This is a genomic window from Brevundimonas sp. NPDC055311 (assembly GCF_053645695.1).
Window position 1 is genome coordinate 73162 of the sequence record NZ_JBSHMV010000002.1, and the last position, 22818, is coordinate 95979.

General features: G+C 68.5%; 23 protein-coding genes. 9 read left to right on the plus strand and 14 right to left on the minus strand.

The window, feature by feature from the left end:
- Window positions 1-242: 242 nt before the first annotated feature.
- Window positions 243-2426 carry a M3 family metallopeptidase gene (locus ACWIDZ_RS06160; RefSeq protein WP_453988250.1) on the minus strand — a complete coding sequence of 728 codons (2184 nt, stop codon included), beginning with the start codon at window positions 2424-2426 and terminating at the stop codon, window positions 243-245.
- Window positions 2427-2547: 121 nt separating this feature from the next.
- Here ACWIDZ_RS06160 and ACWIDZ_RS06165 point away from each other — a divergent pair, with 121 nt between their 5' ends.
- Window positions 2548-3411: a glutamate racemase gene (locus ACWIDZ_RS06165; RefSeq protein WP_312219277.1), complete on the plus strand. Its 864-nt coding sequence runs from the start codon at window positions 2548-2550 to the stop codon at window positions 3409-3411.
- Between the two features lie 30 nt (window positions 3412-3441).
- Here the strand turns inward: ACWIDZ_RS06165 and ACWIDZ_RS06170 are convergent, their stop codons facing one another.
- Window positions 3442-3951, minus strand: coding sequence for an S-type pyocin family protein (locus tag ACWIDZ_RS06170; RefSeq protein WP_453988248.1), 510 nt, complete (start codon window positions 3949-3951; stop codon window positions 3442-3444).
- Window positions 3952-4084: 133 nt separating this feature from the next.
- On the opposite strand from ACWIDZ_RS06170, the gene coaBC reads away from it, so the two are divergent.
- The 3 genes from coaBC to ACWIDZ_RS06185 are packed head-to-tail and all read left to right on the plus strand — an operon-like array spanning window position 4085 to window position 6225.
- On the plus strand, window positions 4085-5308 hold the full coding sequence (gene coaBC, locus ACWIDZ_RS06175) for a bifunctional phosphopantothenoylcysteine decarboxylase/phosphopantothenate--cysteine ligase CoaBC (protein ID WP_453988247.1): 1224 nt from the start codon (window positions 4085-4087) through the stop codon (window positions 5306-5308).
- 17 nt (window positions 5309-5325) lie between these two features.
- On the plus strand, window positions 5326-5775 hold the full coding sequence (gene dut, locus ACWIDZ_RS06180; protein WP_291780119.1) for a dUTP diphosphatase: 450 nt from the start codon (window positions 5326-5328) through the stop codon (window positions 5773-5775).
- Window positions 5776-5823: 48 nt separating this feature from the next.
- Entirely contained in the window at window positions 5824-6225 is a 402-nt protein-coding gene (locus ACWIDZ_RS06185; RefSeq protein ID WP_453988245.1) for a BLUF domain-containing protein, read from the plus strand.
- 76 nt (window positions 6226-6301) lie between these two features.
- Here ACWIDZ_RS06185 and dapB read toward each other — a convergent pair whose 3' ends face one another.
- From dapB to dnaK, 3 genes are all read right to left on the minus strand, one after another.
- The gene (gene dapB, locus ACWIDZ_RS06190) at window positions 6302-7051 is read right to left on the minus strand and encodes a 4-hydroxy-tetrahydrodipicolinate reductase (protein WP_453988244.1); all 750 of its coding nucleotides are present in this window, start codon (window positions 7049-7051) and stop codon (window positions 6302-6304) included.
- Complete coding sequence (dnaJ, locus tag ACWIDZ_RS06195; protein ID WP_291780128.1) at window positions 7048-8256, minus strand: molecular chaperone DnaJ; 1209 nt, start codon at window positions 8254-8256, stop codon at window positions 7048-7050. The genes dapB and dnaJ overlap by 4 nt, the downstream gene beginning before the upstream one ends.
- A gap of 179 nt (window positions 8257-8435) precedes the next feature.
- Window positions 8436-10340: a molecular chaperone DnaK gene (gene dnaK / locus ACWIDZ_RS06200; protein WP_453988243.1), complete on the minus strand. Its 1905-nt coding sequence runs from the start codon at window positions 10338-10340 to the stop codon at window positions 8436-8438.
- A gap of 286 nt (window positions 10341-10626) precedes the next feature.
- On the opposite strand from dnaK, the gene ACWIDZ_RS06205 reads away from it, so the two are divergent.
- Both ACWIDZ_RS06205 and ACWIDZ_RS06210 read left to right on the plus strand, forming a co-directional pair.
- Window positions 10627-11274, plus strand: a complete 648-nt coding sequence (locus ACWIDZ_RS06205; protein ID WP_291780135.1) for an alpha-ketoglutarate-dependent dioxygenase AlkB — start codon at window positions 10627-10629, stop codon at window positions 11272-11274.
- A gap of 88 nt (window positions 11275-11362) precedes the next feature.
- Window positions 11363-12268, plus strand: coding sequence for a dienelactone hydrolase family protein (locus tag ACWIDZ_RS06210; protein ID WP_453988242.1), 906 nt, complete (start codon window positions 11363-11365; stop codon window positions 12266-12268).
- Window positions 12269-12442: 174 nt separating this feature from the next.
- Here the strand turns inward: ACWIDZ_RS06210 and grpE are convergent, their stop codons facing one another.
- The 3 genes from grpE to ACWIDZ_RS06225 are packed head-to-tail and all read right to left on the minus strand — an operon-like array spanning window position 12443 to window position 14699.
- Entirely contained in the window at window positions 12443-13057 is a 615-nt protein-coding gene (gene grpE, locus ACWIDZ_RS06215) for a nucleotide exchange factor GrpE (RefSeq protein WP_410705971.1), read from the minus strand.
- Window positions 13054-14148: a heat-inducible transcriptional repressor HrcA gene (hrcA, locus tag ACWIDZ_RS06220; RefSeq protein ID WP_453988241.1), complete on the minus strand. Its 1095-nt coding sequence runs from the start codon at window positions 14146-14148 to the stop codon at window positions 13054-13056. The genes grpE and hrcA overlap by 4 nt, the downstream gene beginning before the upstream one ends.
- A complete protein-coding gene (locus ACWIDZ_RS06225) occupies window positions 14145-14699 on the minus strand; it encodes a GNAT family N-acetyltransferase (protein WP_453988240.1) in 555 nt (184 codons plus the stop codon). The genes hrcA and ACWIDZ_RS06225 overlap by 4 nt, the downstream gene beginning before the upstream one ends.
- Before the next feature lie 44 nt (window positions 14700-14743).
- Here ACWIDZ_RS06225 and rph point away from each other — a divergent pair, with 44 nt between their 5' ends.
- Window positions 14744-15469, plus strand: coding sequence for a ribonuclease PH (gene rph, locus ACWIDZ_RS06230; protein ID WP_253120809.1), 726 nt, complete (start codon window positions 14744-14746; stop codon window positions 15467-15469).
- 66 nt (window positions 15470-15535) lie between these two features.
- Window positions 15536-15910 carry a hypothetical protein gene (locus ACWIDZ_RS06235; protein WP_453988239.1) on the plus strand — a complete coding sequence of 125 codons (375 nt, stop codon included), beginning with the start codon at window positions 15536-15538 and terminating at the stop codon, window positions 15908-15910.
- A 261-nt stretch (window positions 15911-16171) separates the two neighbouring features.
- Here ACWIDZ_RS06235 and pnp read toward each other — a convergent pair whose 3' ends face one another.
- The 6 genes from pnp to ACWIDZ_RS06265 all read right to left on the minus strand — a co-directional run bounded on the left by pnp (window position 16172) and on the right by ACWIDZ_RS06265 (window position 21723).
- Window positions 16172-18400, minus strand: a complete 2229-nt coding sequence (gene pnp / locus ACWIDZ_RS06240) for a polyribonucleotide nucleotidyltransferase (protein ID WP_338577640.1) — start codon at window positions 18398-18400, stop codon at window positions 16172-16174.
- Window positions 18401-18657: 257 nt separating this feature from the next.
- Complete coding sequence (rpsO, locus tag ACWIDZ_RS06245; protein WP_024354282.1) at window positions 18658-18927, minus strand: 30S ribosomal protein S15; 270 nt, start codon at window positions 18925-18927, stop codon at window positions 18658-18660.
- A gap of 90 nt (window positions 18928-19017) precedes the next feature.
- Window positions 19018-19950, minus strand: a complete 933-nt coding sequence (truB, locus tag ACWIDZ_RS06250) for a tRNA pseudouridine(55) synthase TruB (RefSeq protein ID WP_453988238.1) — start codon at window positions 19948-19950, stop codon at window positions 19018-19020.
- A 4-nt stretch (window positions 19951-19954) separates the two neighbouring features.
- Window positions 19955-20407 (minus strand): 30S ribosome-binding factor RbfA, encoded by a 453-nt coding sequence (gene rbfA / locus ACWIDZ_RS06255; RefSeq protein ID WP_291780164.1) that lies wholly within the window; start codon window positions 20405-20407, stop codon window positions 19955-19957.
- Between the two features lie 66 nt (window positions 20408-20473).
- Window positions 20474-21178 carry a DUF2459 domain-containing protein gene (locus ACWIDZ_RS06260; RefSeq protein ID WP_453988237.1) on the minus strand — a complete coding sequence of 235 codons (705 nt, stop codon included), beginning with the start codon at window positions 21176-21178 and terminating at the stop codon, window positions 20474-20476.
- A 14-nt stretch (window positions 21179-21192) separates the two neighbouring features.
- Window positions 21193-21723 carry a hypothetical protein gene (locus tag ACWIDZ_RS06265; RefSeq protein WP_291780170.1) on the minus strand — a complete coding sequence of 177 codons (531 nt, stop codon included), beginning with the start codon at window positions 21721-21723 and terminating at the stop codon, window positions 21193-21195.
- A 216-nt stretch (window positions 21724-21939) separates the two neighbouring features.
- Between ACWIDZ_RS06265 and ACWIDZ_RS06270 the strand changes: the two genes are divergently transcribed.
- On the plus strand, window positions 21940-22686 hold the full coding sequence (locus ACWIDZ_RS06270; protein WP_453988236.1) for an SAM-dependent methyltransferase: 747 nt from the start codon (window positions 21940-21942) through the stop codon (window positions 22684-22686).
- The last annotated feature ends 132 nt before the right edge of the window (window positions 22687-22818 follow it).

Here is a 22818-nt window from a genome sequence, read left to right on the forward strand (position 1 = left end):
TGGGCCGCGATCAGAAGGCTCCGCCTTGGCTGCTTCGCGCCGCCCTTCGGGTCTCAACCCGACGCGGCCCGTGACACTTCCAAGCCTTAGCATGGACGCGGTCGCCGTCGAGGCCTCCCCCTCCTTCGTCATCCTCGGGTCAAGCCCCGGCAACGAAAAGGGCTCGGCAAGTCACCCCGCCGAGCCCCTTCCAGCTTTATCACCTAACGGGCCTCAAGCAGCCCGAAGGGCGGTAGGCCCACTTAAGAAGTCGGGAAGCCACGCACCTTCAGCAGGGCCGCCACGTCCGGGTTGCGGCCGCGGAACTGGCGATAGGCGTCGCCGCGATCCGTGGTGTTGCCCGGCGCCAGCATGATCGACTTGAAGCGGCCGGCGATATCGGGATTGAAGACGTCGCCCGACTCCTCGAAGTAGGCCCAGGTGTCGGCGTCCATCGTCTCCGACCACAGGTAGGAATAGTAGCCGGCCGAATAGGCGTCGGAGGTGAACAGGTGGTTGAACTGCGGCAGGCGGTGCCGCATCACCATCTCCTTGGGCATGCCGAAGCGCGCCAGCGAAGCCTTTTCGAAGCCGTCGATGTCGGTCGGCGGCGTCGCCTGGGTGTGCAGGTCCATGTCGACTAGGGCCGACGACAGATAGCTGACGGTCGCATAGCCCTGGTTGAAGGTCTGCGACGCCTCGATCTTGTCGACCAGGGCCTGCGGCATCGGCTGGCCCGTCTCGACGTGCTTCATGTAGCCGTCCAGGATCGGCCGGGTCAGCACCCAGTGCTCGTGCACCTGAGACGGATATTCCACGAAGTCGCGCGGCGTGTTGCCGAACGACGGATAGGTCACGTTCGAGCTGAAATAGTGCAGGGCGTGGCCGAACTCGTGGAACAGGGTCTCGGCGTCGTCCAGCGAGATCAGCAGGGGCTGGCCTTCGGGCGCCTTGACGAAGTTGTTGTTGTTCGAGGCCAGGATCGGCTGGGCCCCCGTCAGGGCCGAGAACGACCGATAGGTGGTCATCCAGGCGCCCGAGCGCTTGCCCGGACGGGCGAAGTCGTCGGCGTAGTAGAGGCCGATCAGCTTGCCGGTGGCCTTGTCGGTGACCTCATAGGTGGTCACGTCCGGCTCGAAGGTCGAGACTTGGCCCTTGGGCAGTTGCTTGAAGACGAAGCCGTACAGGCGCTCGGCCATGTAGAAGGAGGCCGCGCGCACGGCGTGCAGCTCGAAATAGGGCTTCAGCTCGTTCTGATCGAGGTCGTACTTCGCCTTACGGACCTTCTCGGCGAAATACAGATAGTCCCACGGCTCGATGTCGTGGCCGGCGATCGCCTTCATGTCGGCGACTTCCTCGGCGACGCGGGCCTTGGCCGGGGCCCAGACGCGCTGCATCAGGTCCATGGCTGCGGCCGGGGTCTTGGCCATGGTGTCCTGCATCCGCCATTCGGCGTGGTTCTTGAACCCCAGCAGCTTGGCGCGCTGGTCGCGCAGGGCGACGATGCGGACGATGGTCGCCTTGGTGTCGTTGGCGTCGCCGTTGTCGCCGCGCATGACGAATTTGCGCCAGACCTGTTCGCGCAGGGCGCGGTCGTCGGCGAAGGTCAGGAACGGATCGACGCTGGAGCGGGTGTTGAGGATGGCCCAGCCCTGGACATTGCGCGAACGCGCCGCGGCGGCTGCGGCGGCCTTGTTCGAGTCCGGCAGTCCCTTCAGGCCGGCTTCGTCCGCGATCACCGTCCAGGTGTTCTCGTCGGCCACGACCTTCTGGCCGAAGCTGGTGAAGGCGTTGGACAGTTCGGTGTTGATGCGGCCCAGTTCGGCCTTGCCTGCGGCGTCCAGGGCGGCGCCGTTGCGCACGAAGCGGTCGCGGCTGCGCTCGGCGAGACGCGTCTGCTGGGCGTTCAGGCCGTCGTTGTCGGCGCCGTCGGCCACAGCCTTGATGCGCTGGAACAGCTTGTCGTTGAAGGTGATCTCGTCGGACGCCGCCGACAGGATCGGCGACAGCTCGGTCTCGAGCACGTCCCACTCGTCGCCGCCGATGTTCGACGTCATGACGCTGAAGATGTTCATCGCGCGATCCAGAGGCTCGCCGACCAGCTCCATCGCCGCCAGGGTGTTGGCGAAGGTCGGGGCCTCGGGGTTGTTTGCGATCGCGGCCACGTCGGCGCGTTGCAGCTCGATGCCTTCCAGGATGGCTTCGCGCATCTTGGGCGCCGTCACCTTGTCCCACGGCGGCACGCCGTCATAGGGGCCGGTCCAGGGCTGCAGCAGTTCGGCGCGCGGCGCGCTGGCCGGCAGGACCGCGCGGGCGATGCGGGCCTCATCGGCGGTCGTCAGGGCGGCGACGGCGCCGCTCACGGCGTTCTCCACGGCCCCGGCCGAGGCGCAGCCCGACAGGGCGAAGAGGCTCGCGCCCCCGATGAGAAGATGGCGTCTGTGCATCCAGGTCTCCCAACCATTGCTGTTTCGCACGTCCTTCGGCGCAAGGGCCTCTGACGTCGCATAAATCCGGTTTAGTCCTAAGTATTGGACGACGAAACCCCGCGAGGCTAAAGGCCGCTGCATGGCGATAGGCGTTTTCGACTCCGGCGTGGGGGGCCTGACGGTCCACCGCGAACTCACGACCCGCTTTCCGACGCGGGACTTCATCTATCTGGGCGATCAGGCCCACGCCCCTTACGGCGGGCGCGGCGGCGAGGACATCGTCGCGCTGACCCGCGCCGGGTGCGAGCGCCTGTTCGAGGCCGGCGCCTCGGTGGTGATCCTGGCCTGCAACACCGCCTCGGCCATCGCCCTTCGCCGCCTGCAGCAGACCTGGATTCCGGGGATGCGCGAAAAACTGGGCCGGCCGGTCAACATCCTGGGCATCATCGTCCCCACCATCGAGGCCGCCACCGGCCTGCCCTGGTCGTTCGAGGCCGAGCGCGAAAGCCGCCTGGAGGGCGAGAAGAAGGAGGCGATCGACATCACCGGCGTCTTCTGCACCGCCGCCACCGCCATGAGCCGCGTCTATGAGATCGAGATCGACAAGCGCCGCGACGACCTGGCCGTCTTCACCGAAGCCTGCCCCGGCCTGGCGGGCCTGATCGAACTGGGCGCTCCGGCCGAAGAGCTGAAGGTGGTGGTCGACGACCACGTCGACGCCCTGCGCCGCCGCATCGGCCGCCACCCGGACAAGGCCATCCTGGGCTGCACCCACTATGAGATCGTGGCCGACCTGTTCGCCCAGGCCCTGCCGCCCGGCGTCCAGGTCATCAGCCAGCCCGCCGCCGTGGCCGATTCGCTGGAGCGTTATTTCGACCGCCATCCGGAATACGACCTGGGCGCGTCGGCGCGCCGCGACTTCCTGACCACCGGAACGCCCGGTCCGCAGTCGGACCTGGTCGCCCAGTTCTGGGGCGCGCCCCTGACGTTCGATCAGGCCTAGCCGCAACTCGGTCGCCATAGGGAGCGAGACCTACGGCTCCGCCCGCGCCCCGGTCCGACGCTGGCCGAAAGTCGGCGCCCGCTCCTTCTGCTGCGCCCAATAGGCCGGACCGTCGTCAGGCTTGAACATGGTGCGCGGCACGCCGTTGCCGTCCACCACGGCGAAGGTGTTGGTCGACGCCTGATAGAAGAGGGTGTCCCCGTTCGGCCGTTTGACCGTTTCGGTCCCGCGCGGCGCGTTGTCGGTGAAGGCCCTCACCTTCTGCAGATAGTCGTCGGCCGACCGGGCTCCGAAGGCCGCGCCGTTCCGTTCATACAGGCGCTGCACCTTGGCGTCGGCGGTCTCGCGGCGGTTGGCGGTGACCGTCGGCCTGGCCGGCTCGGGCGGCGAGACGTCGGCCTCTGCCGACGCCGCCGTCGCTGACAGGCCGACCGGCTCGGCCGCGCCCCTCTCCCGCGTCTCGACCGCCGAGCCGCCGTTGTCGCATCCGACCAGAACCACAACCGTCGCGGCCAGCGCCGCCGTCACTCGCATCCGCATGAAAATTCCTCCCGAACACCCAGAGAACACAGTTAGGCACAAGATTTTTGTTCCGACAATGTTCCATTTACATCGCCGTCAGCGAGGCGGCTTTGTCTCGACGCCGTCACGCGGCGCGGCTACAGATTCCGCCATGACCGCACTCTCGCTTTCCGGCCGCAAGGTCCTGCTGATCATCGGCGGCGGCATCGCCGCCTATAAGGCGCTGGAGCTGATCCGCCTGCTCAGGAAGGCGGACGCCGAGGTGATGACCGTCCTGACCAAGGCCGGCGCCGAGTTCGTCACCCCCATGTCCTTGGCGGCCCTGACCGGCCACCCGGTGCGGCAGGACCTGTTCATGCCGGAAGACGAGACCGCCATGGGCCATATCGAGCTGTCGCGCTGGGCCGACCTGGTGGTGGTGGCGCCCGCCACGGCCGGGCTGATCGCCAAGGCGGCCAACGGCATGGCCGACGACCTGGCGTCGACCACGCTTCTGGCCACGGACAAGAAGGTGCTGCTGGCCCCGGCGATGAACGTGCGGATGTGGCTGCATCCCGCCGTCCAGGCCAATGTCGAGCGGCTGAAGGGTTTCGACGGCTTTCACGGCATGGCCGTGGTCGGGCCGGACGACGGGATCATGGCCTGCGGCGAGTTCGGGCCGGGCCGCATGGCCGAGCCGCCGATCATCCTCGACGCGATCACGCGCCTTCTGGCCGGCCCCGACGGACGCCCGCTGACAGGCCGGACCGCCGTCGTCACCGCCGGGCCGACGTTCGAGCCGATCGACCCGGTGCGCGGCCTGACCAACCGCTCCAGCGGCAAGCAGGGCTACGCCGTCGCCGCCGCCCTGGCTGATCTGGGGGCCAAGGTGACCCTGATCTCCGGCCCCGTGGCGCTGGATGCGCCGGTCGGCGTCAACCGCGTCTGGGTCGAGGCCGCCACCGAGATGAAGGCCGCCGTCGAGGCGCATCTTCCCGCCGACATCGCCGTGATGAGCGCCGCCGTGGCCGACTGGCGCGTCGACGGCGTGGCCTCGGGCAAGATCAAGAAGGCGCCGGGCGGCCCGCCGTCCCTGGCCCTGATCGAGAACCCCGACATCCTGGCCGGCGTCTCCGCCCCCGGTCCGCGCCGCCCTAAACTGGTGGTCGGCTTCGCCGCCGAGACCAGCGACCTGGAAGCGAACGCCCGCGCCAAGCTGTCGAAGAAGGGCTGCGACTGGATCATCGGCAATGACGTCTCGGACGAGGTCTTCGGCTCGGACGGCAACGCCGTGACCCTGTTCACCCAGGGCGGCGCCGAACCCTGGCCCCGCCAGTCCAAGACCGAGGTGGCGCGCAAGCTGGCCCTGCGCATCGCCGATCACTTCAAGGCTTAAGAGAGACCCTCCCCGTCATGACCACCGTCCGCGTCGAACGCCTGCCCCACGCCGAAGGCCTGCCCCTGCCGGCCTATGAGACTCCCGGCTCGGCCGGCATGGACCTGCGCGCCGCCATCGCCGAGGGCGAGAGCGTGGTGCTGGAGCCCGGCCAGCGCCGGCTGATCCCTACGGGGCTGAAGATCGCCCTGGAGCCCGGCTATGAGGCCCAGGTGCGTCCGCGCTCGGGCCTGGCGCTGAAACACGGCATCTCGGCGCCCAATTCGCCGGGCACCATCGACAGCGACTATCGCGGCGAGGTCGGGGTCATCCTGATCAACCACGGCGAGCTGCCGTTCGAGATCAAGCGGGGCGACCGCATCGCTCAAATGGTCATCGCCCGCTACGAGCAGGCCCGCATGGTCGAGGTCGAGGCCGTGGACGAAACCACGCGCGGCGCCGGGGGATTCGGCTCAACCGGACGTTGATGAAACCATCACTTTCGCACCTGTAGATAATCATCTAGCGTCGCCGTCATGAACACGCTGGACCAGCTCGTCTATTGCAGCCGCTCGCGACTGGCCCCGGACGACGGACGGGCTGCGGTTCTCGACATCGTGCATGTCGCGGCGTTCCTGAACGCGCGCAACGGCATCACAGGCGCGCTGACCTTGCAGGACGGAGTGTTCGTCCAGCTTCTCGAAGGCTCGCCCAGCGCGCTGGACATCCTCATGCTGCATCTGCATTTCGACGAGCGGCATGAGGACATCGAGATCGTGGCGCGCGGCCGCATCGAGCGACGCGCCTTCCCCGCCTGGGGCATGACGGCTCCAACGCCAGGCCCATGCGGCGTGCTCAGCCGCCTGATCGCGGAGCGGTCCGACGACCTGACCGCCTGGCGCGGCGCCATGAGCGCCCTGCTGGCCGAACCGGCCTGACAGCGCTCAAATCACGCTCAGCAGCGAGCCGCCGCGCGGCGAGCGATAGCGCTGGGGCGCGCAAGCGCCCCCAGCATCATGCCTGACGGAAGCCCAGCACGTCCTGCATGTCGTAGAGGCCCGGGCGACGGTTGCGCACCCAGGCGGCGGCGGCCACGGCGCCCTTGGCGAACAGGCTGCGGTCCATGGCGGAATGCGACAGGGTCAGCATCTCGTCTTCCGAAGCGAACATGACGGTGTGCTCGCCGATCACCCCGCCGGCGCGCAGGGAGGCGAAACCGATCTTGCCCGGCTCCCGGGCGCCGGTGATGCCGTCATAGGGGGCGCTGCGCACCTCCTCCAGATCGCGGCCCCGACCGTTGGCGGCCGCCTCGCCCAGCATCAGGGCCGTGCCCGAGGGAGCGTCGACCTTGCGCCGGTGATGGGTCTCCAGCACCTCGATGTCCCAGTCGCGGGCGTCCAGCCGCAGGGCTGCGTGCTCGACCAGGCCGATCAGGATGTTCACCCCCAGCGAGAAGTTGCCGCTCATGACGATGGCGATCCTGTCGGCCGCCGCCTCGATCTCGGCCTCCTGCTCCGGCGTCAGGCCGGTGGAGCCGATGACCAGGGCCGGCCCGCCCGCCTCGGCGCAGGCGCGCGCCAGAGCCACCGAGGCCTCGGGCGTCGAGAAGTCGATGATGACGTCGCACAGCTTCAGGTCGACGGTCTCGCCGCGATCGAAACGGGCGGCGACCACCACGTCCTCGCGGGCGTCCAGGACTTGCGAAACGGCGCGGCCCATGCGGCCCCGGGCGCCGGAGATGCCGGCGTGGAAGATGTCGCTCACGCGGTCTCTTTCGGATTATCGGCGTCGCCGCCCAGGATGTCGGCCCAGAAACGCTTAGCCTTGCCGGCGAAGCTGGTGTTGCGCGGGGTCTGGGTCTCGCCCAGCGACGCCGCCAGTTCGGTCAGCAGCTCCTTCTGGCGCGCGGTCAGTTCGGTCGGCGTCTCGACGAACAGTTCGACCACCAGGTCGCCGCGACCGCGACCGTTCAGGTGCGGCATGCCCTTGCCCTTGATGCGGACGGTCTTGCCGGTCTGGGCGCCGGCGGGCACCTCGACCGGGGCCTTGCACTTTCCGTCGCAGGCGTCGGAGATCAGGCAGGGGGCGTCCACGACGCCGCCCAGGGCCGCCACCGTCATCGGCACCGGCACCGTGACCAGCAGGTCCAGGTTGTCGCGTTCGAACAGCTCATGGGGCTGCACCGACAGGAAGACATAGAGGTCGCCGCGCGGCCCGCCGCGCTGTCCCGCCTCGCCCTCGCCCGACAGGCGGATGCGCGAACCGTCGTCGACGCCCGCCGGAACCTTGAGGCTGAGCTTGCGGGTCTTGCGGACCTGGCCGTGGCCCCGGCAGGTGGTGCAGGGGTCGGCGATCATCTCGCCCGAGCCGCCGCAGCGGGGGCAGGTGCGCTCGACCTGGAAGAAGCCGTTGGCCTGGCGCACGCGCCCGGCGCCGCCGCAGGTGTTGCAGATGGTCGGCTTGGTGCCCGCCTTGGCGCCCGAGCCGTCGCAGACCTCGCAGGACATCAGGGTCGGGATGGCGATCTCGACCTCGGCGCCCTGATAGGCCTGCTCCAGGGTGATCTCGAGATCGTAGCGCAGGTCCGAGCCGCGGCGCGGCCCGTGGTTCTGGCGTCCGCCGCCCCCCCGGCCGCCGAAGGCGTCGCCGAAGGCGTCGCCGAAGACCTGGGAGAAGATGTCGTTGATGTCGTGGAAACCGGCGCCGCCCTGGCCGAAGGGATTGCCCCCGCCCGCGCCGCCGCCGTTCACGCCCGCATGGCCGAAACGATCATAGGCCGCGCGCTTCTGATCGTCGGACAGGACGGTATAGGCCTCGGAGATCTCCTTGAAACGGGCCACGGACTCTTCGGAGCCGCCGTTGCGGTCCGGGTGGTGCTCCATCGCCAGCTTGCGATAGGCGCTCTTGAGCGCGGCCGCATCGACCGTCCGCTCGACCCCCAGAATCTCGTAATAGTCACGTTGCGCCATCAGGCGTTCGTCCTCTTACTTCCCGCCGCTTCAGGCCTCTCTTGCAGCGGAGGCGCTCCGTTCGCGGATGACCGACGGCCTGCCTGATGACATGGGCGCCCGGTCGAATGATGCAAGTTTCATGAAACGGCCCCGCCTGCCGTCTGGCAAGCGGGGCCGAACATCCGTCCGACGCCGGTTCAGGCGTCCTTCTTCTCGTCCGTGTCCGAGACTTCCTCGAACTCGGCGTCGACCACGCCGTCGTCGGCCGGTTGGCCTTCGGCGCCGTCGGCGTCGCCCTGCTGGGCGGCGTACATCGCCTCGCCCAGCTTCATCGAAGCCTGAGCCAGGTTGTTGGTCTTCTCGCGGATGGCCTCGGGCTCCGTGCCTTCACGGGCCGACTTCAGGTCGTCCAGAGCCGACTGGATAGTCGTCTTGGTCGCCTCGTCGATCTTGTCGCCGTGCTCGGACAAGGCCTTCTCGGTCGAGTGGATCAGGCTGTCGGCGCCGTTCTGGGCCTCGACCAGTTCCTTGCGGGCCTTGTCGGCCGCGGCGTTGGCCTCGGCTTCCTTGACCATCTTGTCGATATCCGCGTCCGACAGGCCGCCGTTGGCCTGAATGCGGATCGACTGCTCCTTGTTGGTCGCCTTGTCCTTGGCGGTGACGTGGACGATGCCGTTGGCGTCGATGTCGAAGGCGACCTCGATCTGCGGCATGCCGCGCGGCGCCGGCGGAATGCCCATCAGGTCGAACTGACCCAGGACCTTGTTGTCGGCGGCCATCGGGCGCTCGCCCTGGAAGACGCGGATCGTCACGGCCGACTGATTGTCGTCAGCGGTCGAGAAGGTCTGGGCCTTCTTGGTCGGGATGGTGGTGTTGCGCTCGATCAGCGGGGTGAACACGCCGCCCAGGGTCTCGATGCCCAGGGTCAGCGGGGTCACGTCCAGAAGCAGCACGTCCTTGACGTCGCCTTGCAGCACGCCCGCCTGAACGGCGGCGCCCAGGGCCACGACCTCGTCCGGGTTCACGCCCTTGTGCGGCTCCTTGCCGAAGAATTTCTTCACGGCTTCCTGCACGGCGGGCATGCGGGTCATGCCGCCGACCAGGACCACTTCATCGATGTCCGCCGCCTTCAGGCCGGCGTCGGCCAGGGCCTTCTTGCACGGCTCGATGGTGCGGGCGACCAGGTCCTCGACCAGGGCTTCCAGCTTGGCGCGCGACAGCTTGATGTTCAGGTGCAGCGGGCCCGACTGGTTCATGGTGATGAACGGCAGGTTGACCTCGTACTGGGTCGTCGAGGACAGCTCCTTCTTGGCCTTTTCGGCCTCTTCCTTCAGGCGCTGCAGGGCCAGCTTGTCCTGGCGCAGGTCGACGCCCTGCTCCTTCTTGAACTCGTCGGCCAGGTAGTCGACCAGACGCAGGTCGAAGTCCTCGCCGCCCAGGAAGGTGTCGCCGTTGGTCGACTTCACCTCGAAGACGCCGTCGCCGATCTCCAGGATGGAGACGTCGAAGGTGCCGCCGCCCAGGTCATAGACGGCGATCTTCTGACCGTCGTTCTTCTCCAGGCCATAGGCCAGGGCCGCCGCGGTCGGCTCGTTGATGATGCGCAGGACTTCCAGACCGGCGATCTTGCCGGCGTCCTTGGTCGCCTGACGCTGGGCGTCGTTGAAATAGGCGGGAACGGTGATGACGGCCTGGGTGACCTTGTCGCCCAGATAGGCCTCGGCGGCCTCCTTCATCTTGCCCAGGGTGAAGGCCGAGACCTGCTGGGGCGAATAGTCCTTGCCGTGGGCCTGGACCCAGGCGTCGCCGGTCGGACCCTTGACGATCTCGAAGGGCACCATGCCCTTGTCCTTGGCCACCACCGGGTCGTCATAGTTGCGGCCGATCAGGCGCTTGATGGCGAAGAAGGTGTTGGCGGGGTTGGTCACCGCCTGACGGCGCGCCGGCTGGCCGACGAGGATTTCGCCGCCGTCCTGAATGGCGACCACCGACGGGGTGGTGCGGGCGCCTTCGGCGTTTTCGATGACCTTGGGGTTCTTGCCGTCCATGACGGCGACGCACGAGTTGGTCGTGCCGAGGTCGATGCCGATGATCTTGGCCATGGGCTTGTCTTTTTCACTCCTTGCGGCGGGCGATGCGGCGGCCTCGTAACATCAAGCGCCGCGCGTGACCGCCCCCAGTTGGGCTTTTGAGATTGTGCCTCGCCGGACGACGCCCGGTTCGGCGGTGGATGGGGTCGGCGGACAAACCCCTAACGAAAAGGGGGTTATCGCCGGATTGGCTCGGATATGGGAAAGACCGCAGGGGCTGCAAGGCCTTCCGCCCGGTTCCGCACCGATTCCGCGCCTTATGGCGGACAAGACGGCGCGGCGCCGCTAAATTCGGCCGATGTTCCCGCCAAACGATCCGCAAGCGTCCAAAGAAAGACCGAGGGAAGCGCCGACGGCCCTGCCCGGCTTTCGCCTGTGGCCCGGCCTGCTGGACGGCGCAGAACAGGCCGCATTGCTGGCCGAGGTGCGGCAAGGGCTGGAGACGGCGCCCCTCTATCGCCCGCTCACCCCGGGCGGGCGGCCCTTTTCGGTGCGGATGAGCAACTTCGGCGCCCTGGGCTGGGTGTCGGACCGTCAGGGCTATCGCTACCAGCCGACCCACCCGGCGACCGGCGCGCCGTGGCCCGCCATTCCGGCCCGCTTGTTGAGCCTGTGGGACGCCCTGACCGGCTGGCCGAGCCCGCCCGACGCCTGCCTGATCAACCTCTATCAGGGCGAGGCGAAGATGGGCCTGCATCAGGACAGGGACGAGCGCGACCTGACGGCGCCCGTGCTGTCGATCTCCCTGGGCGACACGGCGGTGTTCCGCATCGGCCCGGCCGAAGGCGGCGCGACCGCCAGCGTGCGCCTGGCCTCCGGCGACGTCTGCGCCCTGACCGGCCCGGCGCGGCTGGCGCGCCACGGGATCGACCGGCTGCTGACCGGTTCGTCGCGGCTGCTGCCCGGCGGCGGGCGGGTCAACCTGACGCTGCGGGTCGCGGGCTGACGAGGGCCGGTTGGCCGGAAAGACTCGACGGGACGGGGAAAGCCGAGGCACTGTCGTCGCTTCCACAGCGCCGACCCGGAGACCCGAGATGACCCTGATCACCCGGCCCGAGGGCCTGAGCCTCGACCAGATCGCCCCCAGCCGCCGTAACCTGGGCGTGGCGACGGCGGGCGGGCTGTTCTTCGCCGCCTACGCCCCCGCCGCCCTCAGCCAGTCGGCCCAGCCCATCGCCACCGACGCGGCGGGCCTGATCGCGCAGGATGCTGCCTATCCGGCGCCCGACGGCTTCGCCCTGCCCGCCTATGTCGCCCGGCCCGAAGGCGCCGGCCCCTTCCCCATCGTCATCGTCGTGTCCGAGATCTTCGGCGTGCACGAATACATCCGCGACGTCTGCCGCCGTCTGGCCAAGGCGGGTTATGCGGCGATCGCGCCCGCCTTCTTCGTCCGCGTCCAGGATCCCGCCCCGCTCAGCGACATGCAGGCGATCCAGCGCATCGTCGCCGCCGCCGGCTACGACCAGGTGATGGGCGACATCGGCGCTACGCTGGACTGGATCGGCGCCCAGTCCTGGGCCAAGGCCGACAAGGTCGGGATCACCGGCTTCTGCTGGGGCGGCAAGGTGGTGTGGCAGGCCATGGCCCGCTTCCCGACGCTGGCCGCCGGGGTCGCCTGGTACGGCCGCCTGTCCCCCGCCGCCAACGCCACCGAAGAACAGAAGACGGCGGGCCGCCCCTGGCCCATCGACCTGGCGGGCGAACTGAAGGCGCCGGTGCTGGGTCTTTACGGCGGCCAGGACGGCGGCATTCCCAATGATACGGTCAAGGCGATGACCGACGCCCTGGCCGCGGCGGGCCGTACCGACAGCCAGATCATCCTCTATGACGACGCCCCGCACGGCTTCCACGCCGACTATCGCGCCTCCTACCGCGAGGCGGACGCGAAGGACGGCTGGCGGCGGCTGCTCGAACTGTTCGGCTTGAGATTGAAGAGCTGACCTCTCCACCCGCTCACCCCGGCGGACGCCGGGGCCCCGTCCTTTGGCCGCAATCGCGGTGCGGGAAGCTCTCACTGGATCCCGGCGCCCGCCGGGATGAGCGGTCATATAGGCCAATAGAAAACGGCCCGACGCGTCTGCGCCGGGCCGTCGTCGTTTCAGCGCGCGAAAGCCTCAGGCCTTGGCGTCGAAATTCCCGCCGGTCGTGCTGGGGTCGGCATAGGCGCCGCCGGCCGCCGGGCCCGAGCCCTTGGCCGCGACCACCACCATGGCCGCGCGCACGGTGCGGCCGAACAGGGCGTAGCCCGGCTGCAGCGTCTGGATGACGGCGCCGCCCGGCACGGTGTCCGACGGCTGCTCCATCATCGCCTGATGCAGGTGCGGGTCGAAGGGGTCGCCCGGCGCCGGATCGACGCGGGTCAGGCCGTTGGCCTCGAAGGCCGACAGCAGGGACTTCTGCGTCAGCTCCAGCCCCGTGACCATGGCCGCCGCCGGACCGTCCGCATCCTTAGGCGCCGCCGCGAGGCCGCGCTCCAGGGTGTCGGCCACGCCCAGAAGATCCTTGGCGAAGCGCTGGATAGCGTAGGCGCGGGCGTCATTCTGCTGCGTCTCGGCGCGGCGCTTGACGTTCTCGGCCTCGGCCACGGCCCGCAGGGCGCGGTCCTTCCACTGGTCGCGCTCGGCGATCAGGGCGTCGACGACGGCGTTTTCATCGCCTTCAGGCGCACCCTCGCCCTCGTGGATGTCCTGCTCGAGTTGGTCCCGGGTCTCGTCGTTGATGTCGTTCACGTCTCTTGTCCGTCCAGAATCCGGCCCAGCACCCGGGCGGTATAGTCCACCAACGGTATGACACGGGCGTAGTTCAACCGCGCGGGCCCGATGACGCCGATGGCGCCCAGCACCCGCTGCCGGCCCGACATATAGGGCGCCGCGATCACGGCGGAACCCGAAAGCGAAAAGAGTCGCGTTTCCGCGCCGATATAGATGCGCACGCCCTGGGCCGCGCCGACGTCGTCCAGCAGGCCGATCAGCTGTTCCTTCTGCTCCAGATCGTCGAACAGGACGCGCACCCGCTCCAGATCCTCGGCCGCGCGGGCGTCCTGCAACAGATTGCCGCGCCCGCGCACGATCAGGTTGCGATCGTGACCCGCGCCGCCCGCGCCTCCGCTCCAGGCCGCCAACCCGTCCTCGACCAGGCGCGCCGCAGCGGCGTCCAGATCGCGCCGTGCGGCCTCCATCTCGGCCCTCATCTCGTGCCGGGCCTCGGCCAGCGGACGCCCTTTCAGCCGGGCGCTGAGGAAGTTCGACGCCTCCTGCAGGGTCGAGGGCGTCACGCCGGGCGCCAGGTTCATCAGCCGGTTCTCGACCACCCCGTCGTCGGCGACCAGCACCGCCAGCGCCTGCCCCCCGCCTAGAGCCACGAACTCGACATGACGCACCCCCGCCTCGCGCACCGGGCTGGCGACGATGCCCGCCCCGCCCGCCAGACCCGACAGCAGGGACGAGGCGGCATCCAGCGCCTCCTCCACGTTGCGGCCGCCGCCCTTGGCGCCCAGCACCGCCAGACGGGCGTCGATCTCGCGCCGCTCCTCCTGACCGATGTCGCCGACTTCCAGCAGACCGTCCACGAACAGCCTCAGCCCCGCATGGGTCGGCGCCCGCCCGGCCGAGGCGTGCGGCGAGGCCAGCAGGCCGGCCTGCGTCAGCGCCTGCATGGTGTTGCGGATCGAGGCGGGCGACAGGTCCAGGCCCGCGCGCGACAGGGTATGCGACCCCACCGGCTCGCCCGTCTCCAGATAGGTCTCGACCACCCGGCGGAAGATGTCGCGCGCCCGCGCATCCAGCGTCGCCAGGCCGGGCGAGGGATGCAGCAGGCTCATGCCCCCGCCCTCCGCGCCGCCCAGTCCGCGCGGGTCAGGCGATGGACCAGGCAATCGTCCGTCCCGTTGAAGACACGCCGCCCCTCCGGCCGGAAGCCCAGTCGCTGATAGAAGCGATGGGCCTGGGCATTGGAGTTGAGCGGATCGATCACCACCGCCTCGACCAGCGGCCGAGCGAAACAGGCGTCCAGCGCCAGGGTCATCATCTGCGTGCCATGACCCCGGTTCAGGGCGTCGGCCTCGCCGATCCAGATATCGAGGGCGCGCAGGTTCGGCTCGATCTCGCCCCAGTAGCCGTTGGGTTCGCCCGCCGGGTCGATGTCCAGCATGGCCCCGATCGGACGGCCGTCGACCTCGGCGATGAAGTAGCTGAAGACGTCGGACTGCGCAGCCAGCTCCTCGTCCCAGTCGGCCGCCTCATGATGGTCGGGGTCGTCGGTCAGGCAAGCGACGACATGCGGCGCCCTATCCCAGTGCATCATGATCGCGGCGTCGGCGGCCACGGCCGGACGAAGACGCACGACAGACAGGTCAGGGCGGGACAGGCTCATGGTTTCAGGATAAGCACGCGCCATCCCGCTTCCAAGGAATTCCCATGCGCCCGTCCGAACGCACCCCTGAACAACTTCGCACCGTCACGCTGGAAACCGGCGTCAACCGCTACGCCGAGGGCTCCTGCCTGGTCTCCTTCGGCCACACCAAGGTGCTGGTGACGGCCTCGATCGAGGAGAAGGTGCCGGGCTGGATGCGCAACAGCGGCCAGGGCTGGGTCACCGCCGAATACGGCATGCTGCCCCGCGCCACCCACACGCGCGGCCGCCGCGAAGCCGCCGCCGGCAAGCAGTCGGGCCGCACCCAGGAAATCCAGCGCCTGATAGGCCGCTCCTTGCGCGCCGTGGTCGACCTGAAGGCGCTGGGCGAGCGTCAGGTGCTGATCGACTGCGACGTGATCCAGGCCGACGGCGGCACGCGCACCGCCTCCATCACCGGCGCCTGGGTGGCCATGGCCAGCGCCCTCAACTACCTCAAGGACGAGGGCGTGCTGACGACCGACCCTATCCTGGATCAGGTGGCCGCCGTGTCGTGCGGCGTGTTCAACGACCTGCCGGTGCTGGACCTCGACTATGAGGAAGACTCCACCGCCGAGGCCGATTCCAACTTCGTCCTGACCGGCGCGGGCCAGATCGTCGAGATCCAGGCCACCGGCGAGAAGCGCGGCTTCAGCCGGGCCGAGTTCGACCGTCTGTTCGAACTGGCGGAAATCGGCTGCACCGAACTGTTCGCCCTGCAGCGCGCCGCCGTCGAGGCCGCCCGCCGATAAGGCTTTTCGCGGAGCCGGATCGGGACCATCGTCGTTGCATAGGCGAACCCCGATCCGGAGCCCCGCATGACCCGACCGCCCTTTCTGGCCTGCCTGATCCTCGGCGGCCTGATCGCCGCCTGCCAGCCGCGCCCTGAGCCGGCGGCGTCAGCACCGGCCTCCACGCCATCGCCTTCTCCGGCCCGCGAGCCCGAGGCCCGCCTGCCCGAAGGCCCGGACATGGCGCCTCAGCCCGTTCCGCTCGACGAACGCCCCTGCCGCGAGACCCTGGGTGAAACAGCCTCCGCCCGTCTGGTCCAGCGCTGCATCGCCGTCAGCCCTGCGACACGCCCGCCCTGCAACGCCGCCAACCCCTGCGACCTGATTCAGGGCGAGATCGATCGCAGTTGCGCGATGTGGACCCGCGACGGCGAAACCCCGCCGAAAGAGTGCAAGGGCTGATCTTCTCCCTCCCCTTCATGGGGAGGGTGGTCGAAGCGAAGACCGGGTGGGGAGGGCTTGGCGACCCTAGCCCAGCGCCTGAATAGCCTCGCCACCCCCACCCGGCTTCGGCCTGACGGCCTCAGCCACCCTCCCCGTGAAGGGGAGGGAGAAGGACGCGCTCAAGCAGCGCGCGACCACGTCACGAGCGATAGCGCACAAAAAAGACCCCGGCGGATCGCTCCGCCGGGGCCTTCTTCATTTCAGCGACGACGCCGAGGCTTAGTCGCGACGGCGACGGCCGCGGTCGCCGCCGTTGCGGTCGCCCTTGGGACGGCCGCCGGTGTCTTCCGACAGCGGGGCTTCACCGCGTTCAGCGCGCTCGGCGTTGATCTTGTCGGTGATGTCCTCGCCGGTTTCCTGATCGACGACCTTCATCGACAGCTTGGTCTTGCCGCGATCGTCGAAGCCCAGGAACTTGACCTTGACCTCCTGGCCTTCCGACAGGACGTCGGCCGGATTGGCGACGCGTTCCAGAGCGATCTGGGACACGTGGACCAGGCCGTCCTTGGCGCCGAAGAAGTTCACGAAGGCGCCGAAGTCGACGACCTTCACGACCTTGCCGGTGTAGATGGTGCCGACTTCCGGCTCCGAAGCGATGGACTGGATCCAGGCCTTGGCGGCTTCGATCTTTTCCTGCTCGTTGGCGGCGATCTTGATGGTGCCGTCGTCGCCGATGTCGACCTTGGCGCCGGTCTTCTCGACGATTTCGCGGATGACCTTGCCGCCCGAACCGATCACTTCACGGATCTTGTCGACCGCGATCTTGATGGATTCGATCTTGGGCGCGAACTCGCCCAGTTCGGCGCGCGGGGCCTCCATCGCCTTCGACATTTCGTCGAGGATGTGCAGACGACCGGCCGAAGCCTGCGTCAGGGCCTGCTGCATGATCTCCTTGGTGATGCCGGCGACCTTGATGTCCATCTGAAGGCTGGTGATGCCTTCCGACGTGCCGGCGACCTTGAAGTCCATGTCGCCCAGGTGATCTTCGTCGCCCAGGATGTCCGACAGGATGGCGAACTCGCCCGACGGCTCCAGAATCAGACCCATGGCGATGCCCGACACCGGACGGACCAGCGGCACGCCGGCGTCCATCAGGGCCAGCGACGAACCGCAGACCGTGGCCATCGAGGACGAGCCGTTCGACTCGGTGATCTCCGACACCAGACGGATGGTGTAGGGGAAGTCCTCGCGGGTCGGCAGCATCGGACGGATGGCGCGCCAGGCCAGCTTGCCGTGACCGATTTCGCGACGGCCCGGCGAGCCCATGCGGCCCGCTTCACCGACCGAATAGGGCGGGAAGTTGTAGTGCAGCAGGAAGGACTCTTTGTAGGTCCCGGTCAGGCTGTCGATGTACTGCTCGTCCTCGCCGGTGCCCAGGGTGGCGACGACCAGGGCCTGGGTCTCGCCGCGCGTGAACAGCGACGAACCGTGGGTGCGCGGCAGGACGCCGACTTCCGAGACGATGGCGCGGACCTTGTCCAGGGCGCGGCCGTCGACGCGGTGGCTGTTCTCGATGATGTCGCGACGCAGAACGTCGGCTTCGCATTCCTTGAACGCAGCCGAGAACTTGGACGAGTCGACGCCGTCCGGCTTCTCGTCGGTCTTCACCAGAGCTTCGGCGGCCTTCTTCTTGGCGGCGTCGACGCCCGAGCGGCGCTCATACTTGCCCGGATGGGCGTAGGCGGCCTTGATCTCTTCGCCGACCAGCGACTTGATCGAGGCGACCACGTCCGAGTGGTCTTCGGCCTGGAAGTCGAACGGCTCCTTGGCGGCGTGTTCGGCCAGGTCGATGATGGCGTCGATGACCGGCTGCATGCCCGCGTGCGCGAACATCAGGGCCTCGAGCATCTTCTCTTCCGACAGCTCCTTGGCTTCGGATTCGACCATCATCAGGGCGTCCTGCGTGCCCGCGACGACCAGGTCCAGGGCGCTTTCGCCCATCTGGTCGATGGCCGGGTTCAGCACCAGCTCGCCGTCGATCAGGCCGACGCGCGCGGCGCCGATCGGGCCCATGAAGGGCACGCCCGAGATGGTCAGGGCGGCCGAGGCGGCGACCATGCCCAGGATGTCGGGATCGTTCTCAAGGTCGTGCTGCAGCACGGTGACGATGACCTGGGTCTCGTTCTTGAAGCCCTTGACGAACAGGGGGCGGATCGGGCGGTCGATCAGGCGGGAGACCAGGGTCTCCTTCTCGGTCGGACGGCCTTCACGCTTGAAGTAGCCGCCCGGGATCTTGCCGGCGGCGAACGTCTTCTCTTGGTAGTTGACGGTCAGCGGGAAGAAATCCAGACCCGGCTTGGGCTGGCGGCCATAGACGACGGTCGCCAGGACCACGGTCTCGCCGTAGGTCGCCAGCACGGCGCCGTCAGCCTGACGGGCGATGCGGCCGGTTTCCAGCGTCAGCGGGCGTCCGGCCCACTCGATCGTCTTGCGTTTGATGTCGAACATTATTCTTCTTTCGTCTCCCGCGGGCGTATTCCCGTCGGGGGTGTGCGGAGCGGCAGGCCGTTCAGTCCTGCGGTCCCCATGAGCCAGGTCGCATCATCGCGTCCGGGCGGGTGATTGAGGACCGAATTTCAGGCCCTCGCGTCGGTTGCGCCGGTAAGACCCGCGGCGCACGGGAAAGCATAGTCTAGGAGCGGAACGAGGCGCGGACGTGTCCGCCCGCGCCTCGTGGAATTATCCGATCCGCAACCGGGCGCGCCTTAGCGACGCAGGCCCAGCTTGGCGATCAGCGCCTGATAGCGGGCGCTGTCGGTCTTGTTCAGGTGGTCCAGAAGGCGACGACGCTGCGAAACCTGCTTCAGCAGGCCACGACGCGAGTGGTTGTCCTTCTTGTGGGTCTTGAAGTGCTCGGTCAGGTTGGCGATGCGTTCCGTCAGGATCGCGACCTGCACTTCAGCCGAACCGGTGTCGCCCGTCGAGCGAGCGTTGTCGGCGATGACTTCAGCTTTACGTTCAGCCGTAATCGACATCGAGAGTCCTTTCTTGCCCTATCGCTCGCCTCGCGGAGGCTCGCTGTTTGAGGGCGTTGGGTGTCCTGTCGGCAAACTGGAAAGTTTGCTTCAGGGGAGGTTGAAAACACGATCGGGTTCAAGCCGACCGGCCCTGAGATTGCCGAGCGCGACCAGGGTTCCGCCCTCGAAGACCGAAACCAGCCGCGAGCCGGCGGTGAGGCGGGCCTTGAGCATTTCAATCTGTCGGGGGAGCAGAACGATCGGCCGTCCCTGCCTCAGAGAGAGGGCGTCCTGATCCGTCACGGCCAACTCCGGGATGTCGTCCAGAGCGGTCGAAACGGGCAGCAAGCCCTCAAAGGCGGCGCCCTTATGCGCCAACTCTTCCAGAAAATCCAGCGTTACGGCGTTGTCGACCGAGAACGGCCCCACCCGCTCGCGCCGCAGGTCCGAGACATGGCCCTCGGCGCCCAGCATGATCGCCAGGTCGCGCGCCAGGGATCGGACATAGACGCCCTTGCCCGTCCGCATCGTGATCTCGACGTGATCGGCATCGGGCGCGGCCGTCACCGCCGCCTCATGAATGGTCACACGGCGCGACTGAAGCTCGACCTCGACCCCCGCCCGCGCCAGATCATAGGCGCGCTCGCCGTTGACGCGCACGGCGGAAAACGCAGGCGGCGTCTGGTCGATCTCGCCGACGAAGGACGGCAGGGCCGCCGTCACCGCCTCGACCGAAGGCCGCACGTCCGAGCGGGCGATGATCTCGCCTTCGCGGTCGATGCTGTCGGTCGAAATGCCCCAGTGGATGGTGAAGCGATAGGCCTTCTGCGCCTCCATCATGAAGGGCACCGTCTTGGTCGCCTCGCCCAGCGCGATGGGCAGTATGCCCGAGGCCAGCGGATCCAGCGTCCCCGCATGGCCCGCCTTCTGGGCGTTGAACAGGCGACGAATCTTCGTCACCGCCTCGGTCGAGCCCATCTCATAGGGCTTGTCCAGACACACCCAGCCGTTGACGAGATCGCCCTTCTTGCGTCGCGCCATAGGATCAGTCTTCGCCCTGGTCGTCAGCGTGTTCGATGTCGGCGCGCACGCGTGGATCGTTGAACAGACGGTCCATGTGGCTGGCCGTGTCGAAGCTCTCGTCGTGGCGGAATTTCAGGTCCGGCGTGAACTTCATGTCGATGCGGCGGCCCAGCTGACCGCGCAGGAATTTGGCGTGTTCGTTCAGCGCCTTGATGATGGCGCTCTCCTGCCCGGCCGTCTCGGCCGCCTCGACGCCGGCGCCTAGCGGCTCGACGAAACAGGTCGCGTGGCGCAGGTCCGGGCTCATCCGCACCTCGGTCACGGTGACGGAGACGCCGACCAGGGCCTCGTCATGAATCTCGTGCTCGCGCATCACGTCGACCAGGGCGTGGCGGATCAGTTCGCCGGCGCGCAGCTGGCGCTGCGACGGCCCCAGCGGGCCGCTGGCGTTGCGAGTGTGTTGCTTGCGGGCCATCTCGGGCTCCTCCTGCTCGCGCCGCCGGGGATCGGACGCCGGCTCTGAAACGCGAAGGGGCGGGGTCTAGTCGCCTGCGTCGTTCAAGTCCAGTTCCGCCGCACTCTGTTCCGCCTGCCGAGCCGCCCGCATCACCGCGCCCGAGGTGAGGCTGCGGACTATCGGCATGGGCAGGCCGCCTGCGTTCAGCACCTCGGCCGTCCAGTGGTTGCACAGATGCCCGACCCAGAAGGTCTCGTGGCTGGCGTAGAAAACGGCGTCATCGCCGTCCCTCTGCGCCGAAACCACAGCCCGCTCCCCGTCATCCAGCCGCAACGACGCCGCGACCCGCGCCCGCAAGGCGACGAAGCCTTCCGGCGACAGGGCCAGCGTCGCCCTCTCTGTCTCGGGCGACAGCGCCGGATCGACCGGATCGGGGTCCAGCATCACCACGGAGGGGTTGCCGCCCGGCCTGAAGAAGGCCCGCGCTCCGTCGGGCAGCCGCCCGCTGATCGGCCCCTGTTCGACATAGAAGACCGCGTCGCCCCAGCCGATCCGCACCCAGTCGCCGGGCGGCAGGGCGCGCACCGCGCGCGCCAGCGCATCGTCCCCGGCCGCCAGCGCCGCGCGCGGGGCCGCGAGGTCGGTGTGAAAGCCGTTGTCGAGCAGATGGAGCACGATCGCCCCCTGCCCTTGCTGCGGCGGAAACAACGTCGGATCGCCCGCTCGTTGTGCGGTCCACAGACCCGCCAGCAAGCCGACCAGGACGGCAAGGCTCCAGCGGATCAGCACCCCGCCCTGCCCGCTTAGTTGTTTCCGAAGGCGGCGGGAACGTCGCGCGCGGGCGAGGAGCCCTGCATCGTCGCCCATTCGCCGCGATAGCTGTAGTTCAGGCTGACGCAGTGGCGGTATTGGCCGTCGGCCCAGCGCCCGACCGTCTCGATCGTCAAGGGATGGCCCGCGCGCACCCGTCCGACCACGATCCAGGCCTCGTCGGAGCCGGGGCACAGGGCGCGCGACAGGGCGCGGCCGTCGCCGTCGGCCGTGATGCTGTAGACGCCGCCGTCCGCCGCGCCCTGAGGCAGGGCGCGCCGCACCTGATCGGGACCGCCCCGCTCGAACCGCGCCGAGCCGCGCGAGGTGGAGGAGAAGAGGTTCTTCACCGAGGTCGCGCCGAACCAGCCGCGCTCCACCTCCAGCGTCACGCCACGCGTCAGGGCCTGGGTGGCGCGATCGCTGGCGTCGAAGGACAGGAAGCGCGTGTCCGCCAGGGCGGGCGTGGCCGCGCTGGAGGCCACGAAGGCGATCAGGAGCAGAGACAGTCCAGGACGTGACATTGGCGGCCTTTTCTTCGACGCCCCCCGACGCGACGCCCGACTCCTAAAGCCAACCGCGCGCCAGATGAAGCCTTCAATGCGATCCGGCGGACGGCGAGGCGCCCGCACCCTCCGGGCCTGTGTCTGGCGAGGCGGACGCCGATCCGGCATGATGTTCGCCTAGACGCCGGCGGCGCATCCGGCGTCTGCTCCCCCCTCCTTCATGATCCGAGAGCCGTGTTCAAAGACCCCTTCGACATCGACAACTACGCCCAGGACCCGGACCACTATCTCGCCGTGCCCTTCGTTCCGACCGAGGAGGACACCGTGGCGGCCATGCTGGCCCTGGCGGGCGTCGGACCGAAGGATCGGCTCTATGATCTGGGCTGCGGCGACGGCCGCATCGTCATCGCCGCCGCGCGCGACCGCGACGCCCACGGCATCGGCGTCGACATCGACCCCATGCGGATCGCCGACGCCATGGAGTACGCCGGCTGGGCCGGAGTCGAACACATGGTCGACTTCATCGAGGAAGACCTGTTCAGCGTCGATGTCCGCGAGGCCACTGTGGTCAGCCTCTATCTGCTGCAATCGATCAACGTCGAACTGCGCCCGCGTCTGCTCAGCCAGCTGAAGCCCGGCGCCCGCATCGTCTCCCACGCCTTCGACATGGGCGACTGGCCGGCGGATGAAAAGATCAGGGTCGCCGACGGCTACATCTACAAATGGACGGTTCCGGCTCCGGTCGCCGGGCGCTGGGACTGGACCCGCGCCGACGGAACGACCTGCCGGTTTGAGCTGGAGCAGACCTATCAGCAGGTCACGGGCCGGGCATGGCTGGGCGAGGTTGAGGTCAGCCTCGTCGCCGCCGACCTGACCGGCGAAAGGCTGGAGATTGAGCTTCAGGCCGACGACGCGGCGCCGGTGCGGCGCTTCATCCTGACCTTCGCCGACGGCGCGTTGAAGTCAGTTGTCGAGGACTGATCTTACCCTCCCGCTCATCCCGGCGGACGCCGGGATCCAGTGATAGCCTCACACTCCGCACTCGCCATATTCTTCGGCAGCCCGCGCGCCCGTCGCCAAAGAACTGGGTCCCGGCGTCCGCCGGGATGAGCG

Bases quoted from the DNA above. Each gene is read 5' to 3' on its own strand.
- rpsO (WP_024354282.1), bottom strand. From the start codon at position 18,927: ATGTCGATTACGGCTGAACGTAAAGCTGAAGTCATCGCCGACAACGCT.
- rbfA (WP_291780164.1), bottom strand. From the start codon at position 20,407: ATGGCCCGCAAGCAACACACTCGCAACGCCAGCGGCCCGCTGGGGCCG.
- ACWIDZ_RS06265 (WP_291780170.1), bottom strand. From the start codon at position 21,723: ATGTCACGTCCTGGACTGTCTCTGCTCCTGATCGCCTTCGTGGCCTCC.
- dut (WP_291780119.1), top strand. From the start codon at position 5,326: ATGACCACCGTCCGCGTCGAACGCCTGCCCCACGCCGAAGGCCTGCCC.
- ACWIDZ_RS06160 (WP_453988250.1), bottom strand. From the start codon at position 2,426: ATGCACAGACGCCATCTTCTCATCGGGGGCGCGAGCCTCTTCGCCCTG.
- ACWIDZ_RS06210 (WP_453988242.1), top strand. From the start codon at position 11,363: ATGACCCTGATCACCCGGCCCGAGGGCCTGAGCCTCGACCAGATCGCC.
- ACWIDZ_RS06185 (WP_453988245.1), top strand. From the start codon at position 5,824: ATGAACACGCTGGACCAGCTCGTCTATTGCAGCCGCTCGCGACTGGCC.
- rph (WP_253120809.1), top strand. From the start codon at position 14,744: ATGCGCCCGTCCGAACGCACCCCTGAACAACTTCGCACCGTCACGCTG.
- hrcA (WP_453988241.1), bottom strand. From the start codon at position 14,148: ATGAGCCTGCTGCATCCCTCGCCCGGCCTGGCGACGCTGGATGCGCGG.
- truB (WP_453988238.1), bottom strand. From the start codon at position 19,950: ATGGCGCGACGCAAGAAGGGCGATCTCGTCAACGGCTGGGTGTGTCTG.
- ACWIDZ_RS06170 (WP_453988248.1), bottom strand. From the start codon at position 3,951: ATGCGGATGCGAGTGACGGCGGCGCTGGCCGCGACGGTTGTGGTTCTG.
- ACWIDZ_RS06205 (WP_291780135.1), top strand. From the start codon at position 10,627: ATGTTCCCGCCAAACGATCCGCAAGCGTCCAAAGAAAGACCGAGGGAA.
- ACWIDZ_RS06235 (WP_453988239.1), top strand. From the start codon at position 15,536: ATGACCCGACCGCCCTTTCTGGCCTGCCTGATCCTCGGCGGCCTGATC.
- ACWIDZ_RS06225 (WP_453988240.1), bottom strand. From the start codon at position 14,699: ATGAGCCTGTCCCGCCCTGACCTGTCTGTCGTGCGTCTTCGTCCGGCC.
- pnp (WP_338577640.1), bottom strand. From the start codon at position 18,400: ATGTTCGACATCAAACGCAAGACGATCGAGTGGGCCGGACGCCCGCTG.
- dnaJ (WP_291780128.1), bottom strand. From the start codon at position 8,256: ATGGCGCAACGTGACTATTACGAGATTCTGGGGGTCGAGCGGACGGTC.
- dnaK (WP_453988243.1), bottom strand. From the start codon at position 10,340: ATGGCCAAGATCATCGGCATCGACCTCGGCACGACCAACTCGTGCGTC.
- ACWIDZ_RS06165 (WP_312219277.1), top strand. From the start codon at position 2,548: ATGGCGATAGGCGTTTTCGACTCCGGCGTGGGGGGCCTGACGGTCCAC.
- coaBC (WP_453988247.1), top strand. From the start codon at position 4,085: ATGACCGCACTCTCGCTTTCCGGCCGCAAGGTCCTGCTGATCATCGGC.